At 69.2% G+C, this 14,702-nt stretch carries 15 protein-coding genes and 1 riboswitch; of the genes, 9 read left to right on the forward strand and 6 right to left on the reverse strand.

The window, feature by feature from the left end; translation table 11 throughout:
• Nucleotides 1-586: 586 nt before the first annotated feature.
• Entirely contained in the window at nucleotides 587-2,416 is a 1,830-nt protein-coding gene (gene thiC, locus ACIQFZ_RS23355) for a phosphomethylpyrimidine synthase ThiC (RefSeq protein WP_402692052.1), read from the reverse strand.
• A riboswitch (TPP riboswitch) is annotated at nucleotides 2,409-2,586 on the reverse strand. Its footprint overlaps the gene before it by 8 nt.
• A gap of 71 nt (nucleotides 2,587-2,657) precedes the next feature.
• Between thiC and ACIQFZ_RS23360 the strand changes: the two genes are divergently transcribed.
• Nucleotides 2,658-4,148 (forward strand): YibE/F family protein, encoded by a 1,491-nt coding sequence (locus ACIQFZ_RS23360; RefSeq protein ID WP_402692053.1) that lies wholly within the window; start codon nucleotides 2,658-2,660, stop codon nucleotides 4,146-4,148.
• A gap of 103 nt (nucleotides 4,149-4,251) precedes the next feature.
• On the opposite strand, the gene ACIQFZ_RS23365 is transcribed toward ACIQFZ_RS23360, so the two are convergent.
• The 4 genes from ACIQFZ_RS23365 to ACIQFZ_RS23380 all read right to left on the reverse strand — a co-directional run bounded on the left by ACIQFZ_RS23365 (nucleotide 4,252) and on the right by ACIQFZ_RS23380 (nucleotide 6,596).
• Nucleotides 4,252-4,689, reverse strand: a complete 438-nt coding sequence (locus tag ACIQFZ_RS23365; protein WP_361421069.1) for an SsgA family sporulation/cell division regulator — start codon at nucleotides 4,687-4,689, stop codon at nucleotides 4,252-4,254.
• Nucleotides 4,690-4,786: 97 nt separating this feature from the next.
• Nucleotides 4,787-5,581 (reverse strand): IclR family transcriptional regulator, encoded by a 795-nt coding sequence (locus ACIQFZ_RS23370; RefSeq protein ID WP_376652359.1) that lies wholly within the window; start codon nucleotides 5,579-5,581, stop codon nucleotides 4,787-4,789.
• A 305-nt stretch (nucleotides 5,582-5,886) separates the two neighbouring features.
• Nucleotides 5,887-6,099 carry a DUF5326 family protein gene (locus ACIQFZ_RS23375; RefSeq protein ID WP_141359891.1) on the reverse strand — a complete coding sequence of 71 codons (213 nt, stop codon included), beginning with the start codon at nucleotides 6,097-6,099 and terminating at the stop codon, nucleotides 5,887-5,889.
• A 179-nt stretch (nucleotides 6,100-6,278) separates the two neighbouring features.
• Nucleotides 6,279-6,596, reverse strand: coding sequence for a cupin domain-containing protein (locus tag ACIQFZ_RS23380; RefSeq protein WP_361421062.1), 318 nt, complete (start codon nucleotides 6,594-6,596; stop codon nucleotides 6,279-6,281).
• A 48-nt stretch (nucleotides 6,597-6,644) separates the two neighbouring features.
• On the opposite strand from ACIQFZ_RS23380, the gene ACIQFZ_RS23385 reads away from it, so the two are divergent.
• From ACIQFZ_RS23385 to ACIQFZ_RS23415, 7 genes are all read left to right on the forward strand, one after another.
• Nucleotides 6,645-7,022, forward strand: coding sequence for a phage holin family protein (locus ACIQFZ_RS23385; protein WP_141359890.1), 378 nt, complete (start codon nucleotides 6,645-6,647; stop codon nucleotides 7,020-7,022).
• 96 nt (nucleotides 7,023-7,118) lie between these two features.
• Nucleotides 7,119-8,309 carry a cystathionine gamma-lyase gene (locus ACIQFZ_RS23390; RefSeq protein ID WP_383057656.1) on the forward strand — a complete coding sequence of 397 codons (1,191 nt, stop codon included), beginning with the start codon at nucleotides 7,119-7,121 and terminating at the stop codon, nucleotides 8,307-8,309.
• Nucleotides 8,310-8,600: 291 nt separating this feature from the next.
• Nucleotides 8,601-9,515, forward strand: a complete 915-nt coding sequence (locus tag ACIQFZ_RS23395) for a LysR family transcriptional regulator (RefSeq protein ID WP_402692054.1) — start codon at nucleotides 8,601-8,603, stop codon at nucleotides 9,513-9,515.
• 149 nt (nucleotides 9,516-9,664) lie between these two features.
• Nucleotides 9,665-10,147 carry an NUDIX domain-containing protein gene (locus tag ACIQFZ_RS23400; RefSeq protein WP_225076418.1) on the forward strand — a complete coding sequence of 161 codons (483 nt, stop codon included), beginning with the start codon at nucleotides 9,665-9,667 and terminating at the stop codon, nucleotides 10,145-10,147.
• A 90-nt stretch (nucleotides 10,148-10,237) separates the two neighbouring features.
• A complete protein-coding gene (locus ACIQFZ_RS23405) occupies nucleotides 10,238-11,104 on the forward strand; it encodes a GNAT family N-acetyltransferase (RefSeq protein WP_365421397.1) in 867 nt (288 codons plus the stop codon).
• A 155-nt stretch (nucleotides 11,105-11,259) separates the two neighbouring features.
• A complete protein-coding gene (locus tag ACIQFZ_RS23410) occupies nucleotides 11,260-11,724 on the forward strand; it encodes a MarR family transcriptional regulator (RefSeq protein ID WP_365421394.1) in 465 nt (154 codons plus the stop codon).
• A gap of 54 nt (nucleotides 11,725-11,778) precedes the next feature.
• Nucleotides 11,779-12,231 carry a GNAT family N-acetyltransferase gene (locus ACIQFZ_RS23415; RefSeq protein ID WP_365421391.1) on the forward strand — a complete coding sequence of 151 codons (453 nt, stop codon included), beginning with the start codon at nucleotides 11,779-11,781 and terminating at the stop codon, nucleotides 12,229-12,231.
• 75 nt (nucleotides 12,232-12,306) lie between these two features.
• On the opposite strand, the gene ACIQFZ_RS23420 is transcribed toward ACIQFZ_RS23415, so the two are convergent.
• Nucleotides 12,307-13,692 (reverse strand): serine hydrolase domain-containing protein, encoded by a 1,386-nt coding sequence (locus tag ACIQFZ_RS23420; protein ID WP_402692055.1) that lies wholly within the window; start codon nucleotides 13,690-13,692, stop codon nucleotides 12,307-12,309.
• Nucleotides 13,693-14,050: 358 nt separating this feature from the next.
• Here ACIQFZ_RS23420 and ACIQFZ_RS23425 point away from each other — a divergent pair, with 358 nt between their 5' ends.
• Complete coding sequence (locus ACIQFZ_RS23425; RefSeq protein ID WP_383057651.1) at nucleotides 14,051-14,614, forward strand: dihydrofolate reductase family protein; 564 nt, start codon at nucleotides 14,051-14,053, stop codon at nucleotides 14,612-14,614.
• Nucleotides 14,615-14,702 lie beyond the last annotated feature (88 nt).

A 14,702-nucleotide genomic window follows, 5' to 3' on the forward strand; every position in this document is an offset into this window, starting at 1 on the left:
GCGGGGTTTCCACGTTCCACACGAGTGAGATACGACCGGGGTGGGTGCCCCCTAAACTCCGGGACGGCGATGCTCTCCCGGCTGACGTTGGGTCTTCAGCCGGCGCCTGCCGCTTCTCAGCGGCCAGTCCTGCACCCCGCTGAAGCAATCCATCGGCGGGGCCCACGATCACGAGGCATCATCAGGGGTTCACTTGCGTTCACCCGTCCGGTCTTCCCCTTGCCTGTAACCCCCGGATGGAACAGGGGCCCTTGGGCTTCTCCTTCGAGCTTCATACCCCGCCGTTACCGGCGACGCATGTCGAAGTGGGGACGGGCCTTGAGCACTGGCCCGGAACTACGCTGTCGACATCAAGTCGATCCTCCAATCAGGTAATTCACTCAATCTCGTGCGACTTCGTGTCGCACCCCATCGCTCGTGGTAGAGCCTGATCAGCTCGGCTGCGGGGTGGGTGCGGGGATCGGTCAGGGTCGTGACGAGGCGGTAGGCGCCGGTGCGGCGTCCCTGAGAGGTGCTGACGGTGATTTCGTCGATGACGCGAGCGTCTCCCGGAGTCTGTGCCGGGAGACGCTGAGACGTCAGAAGATCAGTCCGCAATTGGCAGATACAGCCGGTTACCCTGCGCCGCGAACTCGGCGGACTTGGCGAGCATTCCGGTAGCCACCTCATCTTCGCTGGTCACAGCCCCACCAGGACCGAATCGCTCTGTGATGCTTCTACTAATCTTCATCGAGCAGAACTTCGGGCCGCACATCGAGCAGAAGTGGGCCGTCTTGGCGGGTTCCGCCGGGAGCGTCTCGTCGTGGAACTCCCTTGCCGTGTCCGGGTCGAGGGAGAGGTTGAACTGGTCCTCCCACCGGAACTCGAAGCGGGCGTCGGACAGGGCGTCGTCCCACTCCTGCGCGCCCGGGTGCCCCTTGGCGAGGTCGGCCGCGTGGGCGGCGATCTTGTAGGTGATGACGCCGGTCTTGACGTCGTCGCGGTTGGGCAGGCCCAGGTGCTCCTTGGGCGTGACGTAGCAGAGCATGGCCGTGCCCCACCAGGCGATCATCGCGGCGCCGATGCCGGAGGTGATGTGGTCGTACGCCGGGGCGACGTCCGTCGTCAGCGGGCCGAGCGTATAGAACGGAGCCTCATCGCAGATCTCCTGCTGAAGGTCGATGTTCTCCTTGATCTTGTGCATCGGGACGTGCCCCGGGCCCTCGATCATGGTCTGTACGTCCAAACGCCTGGCGATCCGGCCGAGTTCCCCGAGCGTGCGCAGTTCCGCGAACTGCGCCTCGTCGTTGGCGTCCGCGATCGAACCGGGCCGGAGTCCGTCGCCCAACGAGTACGTGACGTCATAGGCCGCGAGGATCTCGCAGAGCTCCTCGAAGTTCTCGTAGAGGAACGACTCCTTGTGGTGCGCCAGGCACCAGGCGGCCATGATCGAGCCGCCGCGCGAGACGATGCCGGTCTTTCGGTTCGCGGTCAGCGGCACGTAAGCGAGGCGTACCCCGGCGTGGACGGTCATGTAGTCCACGCCCTGTTCGGCCTGCTCGATGACGGTGTCCTTGTAGATCTCCCAGGTCAGTTCCTCGGCCTTGCCGTCCACCTTCTCCAGGGCCTGGTAGAGCGGGACCGTGCCGATCGGGACGGGGGAGTTGCGCAGCACCCACTCACGGGTGGTGTGGATGTTGCGGCCGGTGGAGAGGTCCATGACCGTGTCGGCGCCCCAGCGGGTCGCCCAGGTCATCTTCTCCACCTCCTCCTCGATGGAAGAGGTCACCGCGGAGTTGCCGATGTTGGCGTTGACCTTCACCAGGAACCGCTTGCCGATGATCATCGGCTCGATCTCCGGGTGGTTGACGTTGGCCGGCAGCACCGCGCGGCCCGCCGCGATCTCCTCGCGGACGGTCTCGGGAGCAACGTTCTCCCGGATGGCCACGAACTCCATCTCCGGCGTGATCTCCCCGCGGCGCGCGTAGGCGAGCTGCGTCACCGTTCCTCCGTCGCGACCGCGACGCGGCTGGCGCGGCCGTCCCGGGAACACCGCGTCGAGGTTGCGCAGACCGCCGCGTGGCGAGGTGTGCTTGATCCCGTCGTCCTCGGGGCGGACGGGACGGCCGGCGTACTCCTCGGTGTCGCCGCGGGCCACGATCCAGTTCTCCCGCAACGGCGGCAGGCCCCTGCGGACATCGGTGCCCACGAGTGGATCGGTGTACGGGCCGGAGGTGTCGTACAGCGTGACGGACTGCTCGTTGGTGAGGTGCACCTGACGGACCGGCACTCGCAGATCGGGGCGTGAGCCCTCCACGTAGCCCTTGTGCCAGCCGATGGACTTCCCAGCCTCCCCGTCGGAAGCGTCGGAAGCGATCCGCTCCGCGTCGCTGGAGATCTGCTTGGAGGCAGGCGTGCGTACGTCCTTGTTGGTCATGAGACCTACTCCCTACGCCGGCATTACCCGGTAACAGGTTCGGCGGTCGACGCAGCGGTATCCGTCTGCCGGCGTTTCCTGTGAAACATCGCACGTTCCACGTGAAACATCGCAAAGACGGAGGTCAGCGCCCTCTCAGCCCGGTGCTCCGAGCTCCCGCGTGTGCAAAGGTGCCTCCACGCTAGCGTCATTTGTGGCGCGGTGAACAGTGGGCCTGTGCCGTTCTTGCGATGATCGGGCGGTGACCACGACAGAGCAGTTCCCCCATCCGCCGCCCGAACCCCGACGCGGACAGGACGTCCGGCACGGCCAGGAAGCCACCGCCGCCGGCCACGGACACGGCCCCGCGACCGGCGGCGGCCACGGCCCGGGCAGCAGTACCGGCCACAGCCCGGGGAACGGCACCGGGCACGGTCCGGGAAGCGGTGGCGGACACGGGCACAGCCACAGCCACGGGCCGGCCGCACCCGTGTCGAAGCACCTCCGCAAGGTGATCGCGGCGATCCTCATCCCGTTCGCCGCCGTGGTAGCGGCCGGACTCGTCGTGCTGTGGCCGGGTGGCGCCCCGTCGCACGAGCGCACCGGCGTGGGCTTCGACCGGCAGACCCAGCAGGCCACCGTCGTCGAGGTGCTCGAGGTCAGCTGCCGGTCGGTGAACGCCTCCGGGGACACACCGACCGGCGACACCTCCACTGCCGAGGGGTCCTCCGCACAGCAGCAGCAGTCCGGGAGCTGCAAGAAGGCCACGATCCGGGTGGACGCCGGCAAGGACAAGGGCCGTACCTTCACCGAGGTCGTGCAGCCCGACCAGTCCCGGCAGCTGCACCAGGGCGAGAAGGTCGTGGTCGCCTACGAGCCCTCGGCACCCAAGGACTTGCAGTATTCGGTCACCGACGTCAACCGGCACTTCCCGATGACGCTGCTGGCCGGTCTCTTCGCACTCGCCGTCGTGGTCGTCGGGCGGATGCGGGGCGTCATGGCGCTGGTCGCGCTGGCCATCAGCTTCCTGGTGCTGAACCTCTTCGTCCTGCCCGCGATCCTGCAGGGCTCGAACCCGCTGGTCGTGGCGGTGGTGGGGGCCAGCGCCATCATGCTGATCGCGCTGTACATGTGTCACGGCCTGTCCGCCCGTACCTCGGTCGCGGTGCTCGGCACGCTGATCTCGCTGATGCTGATCGGCTTCCTGGGCTCGCTGTTCATCGGCTGGGCCGCGCTGACCGGCAACACCGACGACAGCACCGGTCTGATCCACGGCCTGTATCCGTCGATAGACATGAGCGGCCTGCTGCTCGCCGGTGTCATCATCGGCTCGCTCGGCGTCCTGGACGATGTGACGGTGACACAGACCTCGGCGGTCTGGGAGCTGCACGAGGCCAACCCCGCGATGGGCTGGCGCGGGCTGTACCGCGCGGGCATCCGCATCGGACGCGACCACATCGCCTCCGTCGTCAACACCCTCGTCCTCGCGTACGCGGGTGCCGCGCTCCCACTGCTGCTGCTGTTCTCCATCGCGCAGAGCAGCGTGACGACCGTCGCCACCAGTGAGCTCGTCGCGGAGGAGATCGTGCGCACGCTGGTGGGCTCGATCGGCCTGGTCGCCTCCGTGCCGGTCACCACGGCGCTGGCGGCACTCGTGGTTTCGGCCGATCGCCCGGGACGGGCGCAGGCCGCGGCGCAGGCCACCCTGCCCGCTCCGGCGCGCGGTGGAAGGGGCAGGCGCCGCAGGCGCTGACTCCGTGTGCGGGGGCCGCTTGGGCGGCCGACGAAGCGTTCCTGCACCCCCTGAGGCCGTGGCGAAGCGCTACACCACCGCCCGCGTCCGCTGCCGTGACGCCTCAGCCCGCGCTCTGTTCCTCCGCCAGGATGCGGTCCAGGGCTTCGTCGAGGTGGGCGTCGAAGTCGGCCAGCGCACCCTCCTGGCCCAGGGGCACCAGCTTGTCCGTACGGTCCAGGAACGCCACCAGCGGCGCCGTCGAGGAGCGGAACAGCGCCCGGTCGCCGCCGACCTGAAGCCGGATCAGGACCTCGCTCAGCGAGTCGCGGTCAGCCGGTGAGATGCGCACATCACCGTCCCCGCACGGCGTCCCCACCCCGTCGATCAGCAGCTCCCGGCCGAACGCCCAGGTCACCGGGGCGTCTCCGGGCAGATGGAAGGTCAGCCGTACGGCATAGGGATCACAGGTCTCGTACCGCAGCTCCACCGGGATGCGGAAGGAGAGCTCCTCGGACACGAGAAAGCTCATCATGACCTCTGCCTGTACGGACTCGCGCATCGCTACCCCGTTGTTTGCCGTCGACTGGCCGGGAATCCATCCCGTGACAATGGTGCATCTTGCTGAACGTACACATCAGATCACAAGGAGTGAGTTTTCAGATACTGATAGAGAGCGCCAGGGAGCCCAGACGCCGTCCCACCTCGTGTTGCAGCCGACGTGCGGCGGGCAGCAGCCGGTCCACCTGATGGGCCGGCAGGGAGAGGGCGATCGCGGCCGCCGTGGTGCCCACCGTGATGGGAATCGCCGCGCACACCGCCCCCAGCGCGTACTCCTGCCGCTCGGTCACCGGCTCCATCGGCCGAGCCCGTTCCAGGCGCCGCAGCACCGTGTGCTCGTCACGGACCGTGTACGGGGTGAGCGACCGCACGGGGTAGCGGTCGAGGTGGTCGCGGCGGGCCCTGTCGTCCAGCTGGGACAGCAGGCACTGGCCGATCGCGTGCGCGTGCCCGGTCTCGCGGAAGCCGGCCCATTCCTCGACCGCCGGGATGGCCGCGGTGGCGGATACGCACATGAGCTCGATCTCGCCCTCGCGGTACATCGCGTAGTACAGCGGCGCTCCGATGGAATCCCGCCACTGGGCGAGCGCCTCGACAATCGTGGTGCGACGTTTCTGCGCCGCTCCGCTGCTACTCAGCCGCTCGGCGGCCTCACCCAGGAAGAACAGGCCCCGGTCGCGGCGCAGATAGCCCTCGTGGACGAGGGTGCGCAACAGGTGGTAGGCGGTGGGCAGGGCCAGGCCCGTCTCACGGGCGAGCTGCTTGGCGGGCGCTCCGTGCTCGTGCCGCGCGACGGTCTCCAGCAGGCGCATCGCGCGCTGCACGGATCCGATGAGGGTGGGGGGCTGCTGGGGGCTGGGCTGCTCCGGGACCGTGGCCCTGGGCCGTTCCAAGGGGGCCGACGAACGCGGCTGCGCCGGGAGGGCCGTCGAGCGGGACGGCCCCCGGGGTGCGGGCGGCGCGTGCCGTTCTGCGGGTGCGGTGTCAACCGTGGCCAAGGGGTCACTCCCGTAGCGCGAGGGGGGCAGCCGTGCGGGGAACACGAATGGGGGTGTACGCCGCCCGCGGGGGCCGACCCCCGCATCGATCCCCGGACCTTATCCGCCTGTCACCGCACACGGACGGCTTGTCCGGGAAACTTCCCTCCCGCGAGGGAAACGGCGATTCCCGTTACCGGTTCACCGGCGCCCTCCGGCACTCACCAGTCGCTGCGTGAGGACGACCCCGCCATGAACTTCCGCACGATGTAGATCAGCCCGCCGACCAGCGCGACGAAGATCAGCACCTTGAACAGCAGCCAGACCACGAAGCCGATCACGCTCGCTATCACGCCGCCGAAGACGACCAGAGCGATGACGGGCACCGCGATCCACTTCACCCACCACGGCAGACTCGCGAAGATCTCTCGCATTGTCCTCGTCCTCATCTCTCCGCCGGCGCGGTGCCGGGCCCTGTCGGCATCCCGCACTCCCCGGTGCGGGCCCTGTCGATGTTCTGCACTCGATGCTAGAGCCGGGAGGGCGCCCCGCGGAGCCCTCGCACCCCTTGTCCTGCCCTGACCGGTCCCCTAGGGAACCCCGAGACGCCGCCTCAGGCTTCCGGGGGAGAGAACACCACCAGGACCCGAAGATCCTCGCTGATGTGGTGGAACTTGTGGGCGACCCCGGCCGGCACGTACACCACGCTGCCGCGGGCCACCTCGGTGGTCTCCAGACCGACCGTGATCGCGGCGCGGCCGCTCACGACGAAGTACACCTCGTCCTGGTTGTGCGGCTTCTGCGGGTCGTGCTCGCCCGCGTTGAGCGCGTACAGACCGACCGACATGTTCCGTTCGCGTAGGAACTGAAGGTAGGCACCCTCGTTGGCGGCTCGTTCCGCCTCCAGTTCGTCCAGCCGGAATGCCTTCATCGCCCTCGCCCGTACTCGTAGTCGATCTGGTCTGCCACGATCAGACACATGAAGAATTTCGTAGTCAAGACGATCGCCAACGCGGGCGCCCTGGCGGTCGCCGTGTGGCTGCTCGACAAGATCACCCTGACCGGCGACAGCACCGCCAAGAAGGCCGGCACGCTGATCGTCGTTGCTCTGATCTTCGGGCTGGTGAACTTCCTGGTCAAGCCGATCGTGAAGGTACTGACCTTCCCGTTGTTCATCCTGACACTGGGCCTGATCACCCTGGTGGTCAACGCTCTGATGCTGCTGCTGACGTCGTGGGTGTGCGGCAAGCTCAACCTGAGCTTCCACGTCGAGGGCTTCTGGACGGCCGTCCTGGGCGGCCTGATCGTCTCGGTCGTCTCCTGGGCGCTGAACCTGGTCCTGCCGGACGAGGACTGAACCGAGGGGCCGAGGAAGCGCCCCGAGAGAGCAGTGGGCGGCGGACCGCGCACCGCTCGCCGCAGGACGACAGCAAGCGAAGGAAGGCAGAGCGGTATGAACGACTCCGCTGCGGACGACCCGAACGGCACGCGGGAACAGTCCCGTTTCCCCACCGGCGCCGGTGACGGCACGCGTGCGGTGCGGGCCGGGCTGCCCGAGCCGGTCAAGCATGAACCGACACTTCCGGGACCGGTGTTCGCCGCCCACTTCCATCTGCCGGGCGACCCCGCGGGCCCGTACACCTACGGCCGCGACGAGAACCCGACCTGGACGCTGCTGGAGCGTGCCATCGGCGAGTTGGAGGCACCCGGGCAGGACGGCGTCGAGACGCTCGCGTTCGCCTCCGGCATGGCCGCCATCTCGTCGGTGCTCTTCTCCCAGCTGCGCGCCGGGGACGCGGTGGTACTGCCCAGCGACGGCTACCAGGCGCTGCCCCTGGTGCGCGAGCAGCTTCAGGAGTACGGGATCGAGGTACGCACGGCGCCGACCGGCGGGGACGCACAGCTCGACGCGCTGGACGGGGCACGGCTGCTGTGGATCGAGTCCCCGTCGAACCCGGGGCTGGACGTGTGCGACATCCGGCGGCTGGTCGAGGCGGCACACGCGCGTGGCGCCCTGGTCGCCGTGGACAACACCCTGGCGACCCCGCTCGGGCAGCGGCCGCTGGCGCTGGGCGCGGACTTCTCCGTGGCCAGCGGCACCAAGCAGCTCAGCGGACACGGCGACATCCTGCTGGGGTACGTCGCCGGCCGCGGCGGCGAGGCCATGGCAGCCGTGCGCCGCTGGCGCAAGATCGTCGGTGCCATCCCGGGACCGATGGAGGCGTGGCTCGCCCACCGTTCGATCGCCACCCTGCAACTGCGCGTCGACCGGCAGAACGCCTCCGCCCTCGCTCTCGCCGAGGCGCTGCGCGGTCGGCCCGAGGTGACCGGGCTGCGCTACCCCGGGCTGCCCGACGACCCCTCTCACAAGATCGCCTCACGGCAGATGCGGCGCTACGGGTGCGTGGTGTCCTTCACGCTGCCCACGCGTGCGCGTGCCGAGCGTTTTCTCGACGGGCTGCGGCTCGTGGACCCCGCGACGAGCTTCGGCGGGGTGCGCTCCACGGCCGAGCGGCGCGGACGCTGGGGCGGCGACGCGGTGCCGGAGGGCTTCATCCGGATGTCCGTCGGGGCGGAGGACCCCGAGGACCTGGTGGCGGATGTGCTGCGGGCGCTGGACGAGTCGGCCGAGCCGGCTCACTGACCGCTTCCCGGACGCCGGCCGGTCCCCGGCAGGCCCCTGACGGGTCTCCTGCGAGTCCCGGCGGTCTCCGTCTGCTTCCGTCCGCTTCCGTCCGTGCACAGCGGGCGGTCCGAGCCTCCCCCCTCGTGGCTCGGACCGCCCTCGGTTCCGCGCGCGAAGAACCGCGCGAACAAGGCTAGTTGACTCTGTGTCAGTGTCCAATCACGGTAGCGACAGAGACCTATCGACATATTTATAGTTGGGCGGGGCCGGGGGGTCGTACGAAAGGGCACCAAGAGGGGTGGGCGTGCCATGGATCTGGCGTTGCTGCGCACGTTCGTGACCGTGCACCGCGCGGGCTCCTTCACCCGCGCCGCGGCGCTCCTCGGCCTCTCCCAGCCGGCCGTCACCTCCCAGATCCGCACGCTGGAACGGCAGCTGGGGCGGCCCCTGTTCCTGCGCCAGGCCCGCGGTGTGACACCCACGACCATCGGCGACGAGCTCGCGCACAAGGCCGCGCCGCATCTGGACGCGCTCGTGGAGATCACCGAGACCGGCCTCGACGACGAGTTCTCCCTGCGCACGCTGCATCTGGCCGGGCCACCGGAGTTCATCGCCGAACGGGCCCTGCCCGCACTGACCGGGCTGACCGGGCTGACCGGCGACGACGGGCAGGGCTTCGCGCTGCGCACCTCTTTCGGGACCGCCGAGGAGACCCTGGACGGCCTGTCCGCCGGACATCACGATCTGGCCATCAGCACGGCCCGGCCCCGCGGCGGACTACTCACGGCGGCTCCGCTGTGCGACGAGGAGCACGTCCTGGTCGCTGCTCCACGCTGGGCCGAGCGGATCGATCAGACGACACCGCGCCGCGCGGTCGTGCCCGCCCTGGACACCGTCCCCGTGATCGAGGTCCACGAGTCGCTTCCCTTCGCCTCCCGCTACTGGGGCTCGGTCTTCGACGCACGGCCCGCGGCCGCCGGCACGGTGATCGTCCCCGATCTGCGTGCCGTCCTCGCCTGCGTGGTGGCGGGCGCGGGGCTCGCGGTGCTGCCCCGGTATCTGTGCACGGCCGCCCTGGGGCGGGGGGAGATCGTGCCCCTGCACGAGCCGACGGTGCCACCGCTGCGCACCTACTTCCTCGCGGTCCGCACCGGAACGCTGGCGATGCCGCACATCGCGCGGGCCCATGAATGGCTGCTGCGGGCGGCCACCGCCTGGTGCTGAGCGGAGAAGAAGGGAGGGCAAGGGAGGAGAAAGGATGCGAAGGTGCGAAAAGGGATGAGAAGGGATGAGGAGGGAGGGGGAAGGGTGCGGCATGAGACCGAGGCGGCGTGCGATGTTTCACGTGGAACCAGCCGGGCCACATTTCTCCCATGACCGTCCGACCCGTGGTCAAGCGCACCGCCCGTGCCGTTCTCCTCGACGGTGATGACCTGATCCTGATCAAGCGCACCAAGCCCGGCGTCGATCCCTACTGGGTCACTCCCGGTGGCGGGGTCGAGCCCGGGGACGCGACCGTCGTCGACGCTCTGCACCGCGAGGTGCACGAGGAACTCGGCGCCAAGATCACCGACGTGGTGCCCTGCTTCGTGGACACCGTGGAGCACATCGGCGAGGACGGCGGCGCGACCGGCGTGAAGGTGCAGCACTTCTTCGTCTGCCGGCTGGAGTCCATGAACCCCTCCCAGCGGCATGGCCCGGAAGTGGACCAGCCCGCCGGCGAGTACGAGATCGTACGGGTGCCGTTCACACGGGTCGGCATTGCCTCCGTCCATCTGGTTCCGCTGTCCCTGCGCCACTACCTGGACGGAAACATCGAGGGCGTGCGGGCCATGCACGCTCCCGACCTGGGCTGAGGAACGGGTCACCCGGGCGTGGCCAAAAGCACGTACGTCCGGTCCGAAACGGGTGGACGCCGAGGGGGTCCTTCGGACAGCCTGACCTGCGTGTCGACTCCTTCTCCCGCTCATTCCCCCATCCGCCGCCTGACGCTTCGCGATCTCACCGCCTGCGCCGACTTGTCCGAGAACCGGGGGTGGCCGCGGGAGGAGCACAAGTGGAGCTTTCTTCTGACGGCCGGGACGGCCTACGGCATCGACGACCCGGACGGAGGACTCGTCGCAGCGTGCGTCGTGAGCGAGTACGGACCGCAGGGCCGCCCTGATCTCGGCGCCATCGGCATGGTCCTGGTCGCCGAACGACATGCCCGCCAAGGCATCGGACGACGGCTGATGCGCCACGTGGTCTCAACAATGGGCAGCACCCCCCTGACCCTCCATGCGACCCCGCTCGGCCGCCCGCTCTACGAGGAGTTGGGCTTCAAGACCACCGGCAGAGCGGAGATGGTGGTCGGGCACTTCACACCGGACGAATCGCGGCCTCCTATCGCCACGCGCGCGGCCACCGCGGCGGACCTCGCGGGCATCCTCCGGCTCGACGAGGAGGTGTTCGGCATTGATCGAACCCCGGTCATCACGCGACTGCCCGCGTTCACCGACCAGTTGCGCGTCGCCGAGGAGCACGGCCGGATCATCGGGTACGCGGCGGCCTGGCCCAATATGGACACCCATGTCGTGGGTCCCCTGATCGCCCGGGACACGGAGACGGCCAAAGCCCTGATCGCCTCCCTCGCCGCCCGAACCGACCGCCGGCTGCGCACCGACATCGACGTACGCCACGAAGAGCTGCTGGCCTGGGTGACGGAACGCGGGCTGGCGCCGGTGATGCGCAACGACGTCATGATGTACGGCATCGCGGAGCTGCCCGGCGACTGGACCCGCCGGTTCGCACCGCTCACCGTGGCGGCGGGCTGAGGCAACCGCTCCGGGCTGGCGCCTCGACGGCAGCCCCTGTCTTTCGTCGGGCCGAGAACCGAGCAATAGTTGCGCACGCGCGATATCTTTAAAAGCTGTCTATTGTTGCGCTGCCCTATCCTGGATTCAGCCGCTCCGGGACGGAGGAAACGCCCATGACAGCGACGGACCCCGCGCTGACCGCCCTAGCCCAGGGTTGGTCCGCGCTCGCCCTGCTGCACGGCAGGATCGAGGCGCACGTCGAGCGCGCCCTTCAGACCGGGCACGATCTCAGCGTGCGCGAATACTCCCTGCTCGACGTGCTCAGCCGGCAGCACGACGGTGAGGGCGGCCATCTGCAGATGAAGCAGGTCGCGGACGCGGTCGTCCTCAGCCAGAGCGCCACCACCCGACTGGTCACCCGGCTCGAGGACCGCGGGCTGCTCGAACGCTACCTGTGTCCCACCGACCGCCGCGGCATCTACACCAACGTCACCGAAGCCGGTCTCAAGCTCCTGGCCCAGGCCCGACCGACCAACGACGGCGCCCTGCGCGAGGCACTCGACGAAGCCGCGAAGAACCCGGATCTGGCACCGCTGGTCCGGGCCGTCGAATCCTTGCACGCGACCGCCCCGGCATAGACCCGCACCGGCATGGTGCCGGTGTGGGCCGGACCACCCCATAGGGTGCGGGCCATGGAAGATCTCGCCATACGAGCCGCTGTCGCCGCCGACGTCCCTGCCATCGTGGCCATGCTCGCGGACGACCCGCTGGGGGCCCAGCGTGAGTCCCCGGACGACCTCGCGCCCTATCTGTCCGCGCTGGAGCGGCTCAGCGCCGATCCCCACCAGCACCTGGTGGTCGCCGTGCGCGAGGACCGCGTCGTCGGCACGCTCCAGCTCACGATCATTCCCGGCCTGTCTCGGCGCGGCTCCACCCGGTCGATCATCGAAGGCGTCCGCATCCACGCGGACGAGCGCGGCAGCGGCCTGGGCACGCGGCTCATCGAATGGGCCGTCGACACATCACGGCGCGAAGGCTGCCAGTTGGTCCAGCTGACCTCTGACAGGACACGCACCGACGCCCGCCGCTTCTACGAGCGGCTGGGCTTCGAAGCCTCGCACCTGGGCTTCAAGCTCCAACTGTGAGCATCTCGAACCCGAATGCCCTGAGGGGCGGGCGTTTCACGTGAAACGCCCGCCCCTCAGGGGCTTTCCCGGGCCCTATCCGATGCCGCGCCACCCTTCCGGGTCCACGCCACCGGGCACGGAAGCGTCTACGTCGTACGGCTGACGCGTGAGCACGAACGACCCGAGGTCCAGATGGTCCACGGACCCGTCCAGCCGTCGCACCACCCGCAGCACCTCTCCGGCGTAGTAGCCCTCCAGTCCCGTCCAGGTCCCGTCACCGTTCGCCCGGAACCGCGAACGCCGGCCGTTGCCGGACAGCGGCTCCAGCGAGGCGAGCCCGTCAGCCGTCAGCCGCAGACCGAACCCGTAGGTCCCCCAGTACCACTGCCCCGCCAGTTCCAGCACCGCCGGCTCGACCTTCCGCAGGGGTCGCCAGGGCTCCGGGATCCGCGGCTCGGCGTCGGCGACGATCCGCACGAGGTCGGCCCCCACCATGGCGACCGCCGGCCCGGACGTGCAGTTCGCCAGCACCACCGCGGCCACGTCGTCCTCCACACCGATGGTGAGTGAGGCCAGGAAGCCCGGAAGCGATCCGCTGTGGCCCACGAGGAGCCGCTCGCCCCACCGCCGCACCTCGAGCCCCAGGCCATACGCATACCCGGACGCCACATCCCCCACCTCGGGCGGAGCCGCCGGAGTCCTCATCTCCCGCAGGGACTCGGCGCTCAGCACCCCGTCGTTCCCCTGGGCCAGGAAGACGGCGAAGCGGGCCAAATCGTCTGTCGTGGACCACAGTTGCCCGGCCGGAGCCATCCGCCCGAGGTCCTCGGCAGGCTCGGTCAGCAGCGCATCGGCCCAGGGATGCACTGCCCAGCCCTGCGCGTGCGGCGCCTCGGGGCGGGCACTCGTGCGGTGCAGACCCAGGGGTTCGAGCACTTCCCGCCGCAGAACCTCCTCCCAGGGAGCGCCCCGCAACTCCTCGACGAGCGCACCCAGCACGGTGTAGCCGGGATTCGAGTAGTGGAACCGCCGGCCGACCGGATGCCGCAGCGGCTCCTCGCCCAGTACATCGGCCAGTTCGGGACGCAGCGACCCCGGCGATCTCTCCCACCAGGGCGCCGGCGACTCGGCGGCCAGCCCGCCCGTGTGCGACAGCAGATCGGCTACGGTCGCCTCCCCCACGCCGGTGCCCGGAAGATGCTTCTCCAGCGGGTCCCCGAGGTCGAGCAGGCCCTCGTCACGCAGCCGCAGAACGAGCACGGCGGTGAAGGTCTTGGTGATCGAGCCGATGCGGTACTGCGTGTTCTGGTCCGGTGCGTATCCATCCACCGACGTCCGCGCACCATGCCAAACTGTCCGTCCGTCCCGCACGACCGCGGCGACGAGCGACGGCACCCGTCCCTCGGTCTGGGCCACGGCGATCCGGTGCAGCAACGCCCGGCGGGTGCCGGGAAGCAGGTCATCCTGAGTTGTCGTCATGCCCCCAGTCCACCCGGAGCGTCCGGCACACGTCGAGCAGATTTCTCCGAACGACCGCAGAGAGCCGTGCTCGGTCGGCCCGCGGTCGCTGTAGGGTCTCGCCGCTCGTGACATGTCGATCTTGCGTGACCTGGGCGTTCTTGGCTGTCTCACGGCCTTGTCACCCATGATCAGTCTCAAATCCGTGGCATTTCCTCGCGAGGGCGAGGTCGAGATCAGGCGGCTTGCCCGAGTCGGCCGAGTACACCACGCTGAGCCCCGAGCACGAGGACTACCGGCGAGCCCAGATCGCGCACCGATGAGTTTCCCGCGCCGCGCTGGTCTATACGCCGGACACCCACGGACGGAAGGCTGGGCCATGCGGAAACTGATCTACGGCATGAACCTGACCCTGGACGGCTACATCGCCGCGCCCGGCGACGACATCGGCTGGAGCGTGCCGAGCGACGAGCTGTTCCAGTTTTGGTCCGACCAGTTGCAGGCGACCGACCTGACGCTGTATGGGCGCAAGTTGTGGCAGACGATGAGCTCCTACTGGCCGACCGGCGACCAGCAGCCCAACGCCACCCCGGCGGAGATCGAGTTCGCGCGCCGCTGGCGGGACATGTCGAAGGTGGTGTTCTCCTCGACGATCGACAAGGTCGACTGGAACACCCGCCTGGTCACCGGCGACGCGGTCGCCGAGATCACCCGGCTCAAGGCCGAGGACGGCGGCCCGATGGACATCGGCGGCGCAACGCTCGCCGGGGCGGCCATGCGCGCCGGGCTGATCGACGAGTACGTGATCGCCGCCCATCCGGTCCTGGTGGGCGGCGGCACGCCGTTCTTCACCGCGCTGGACAGCTGGGTGAACCTGAACCTGGTGGAGACGCGGACGTTTCCCGGCGGCGTGGTCCTGACCAGGTACGAGACGAGGCGCTGAGCAGCTTCCCGCTGTCTCACGGCTTGGATGGGTGTTTCCTTCGACAACAGCGCCGCGTTGCCGCCGAACGCTCACCGTCGCGGCGATC

Source organism: Streptomyces sp. NPDC093064 (genome assembly GCF_044754605.1).
Lineage (GTDB): Bacteria > Actinomycetota > Actinomycetes > Streptomycetales > Streptomycetaceae > Streptomyces.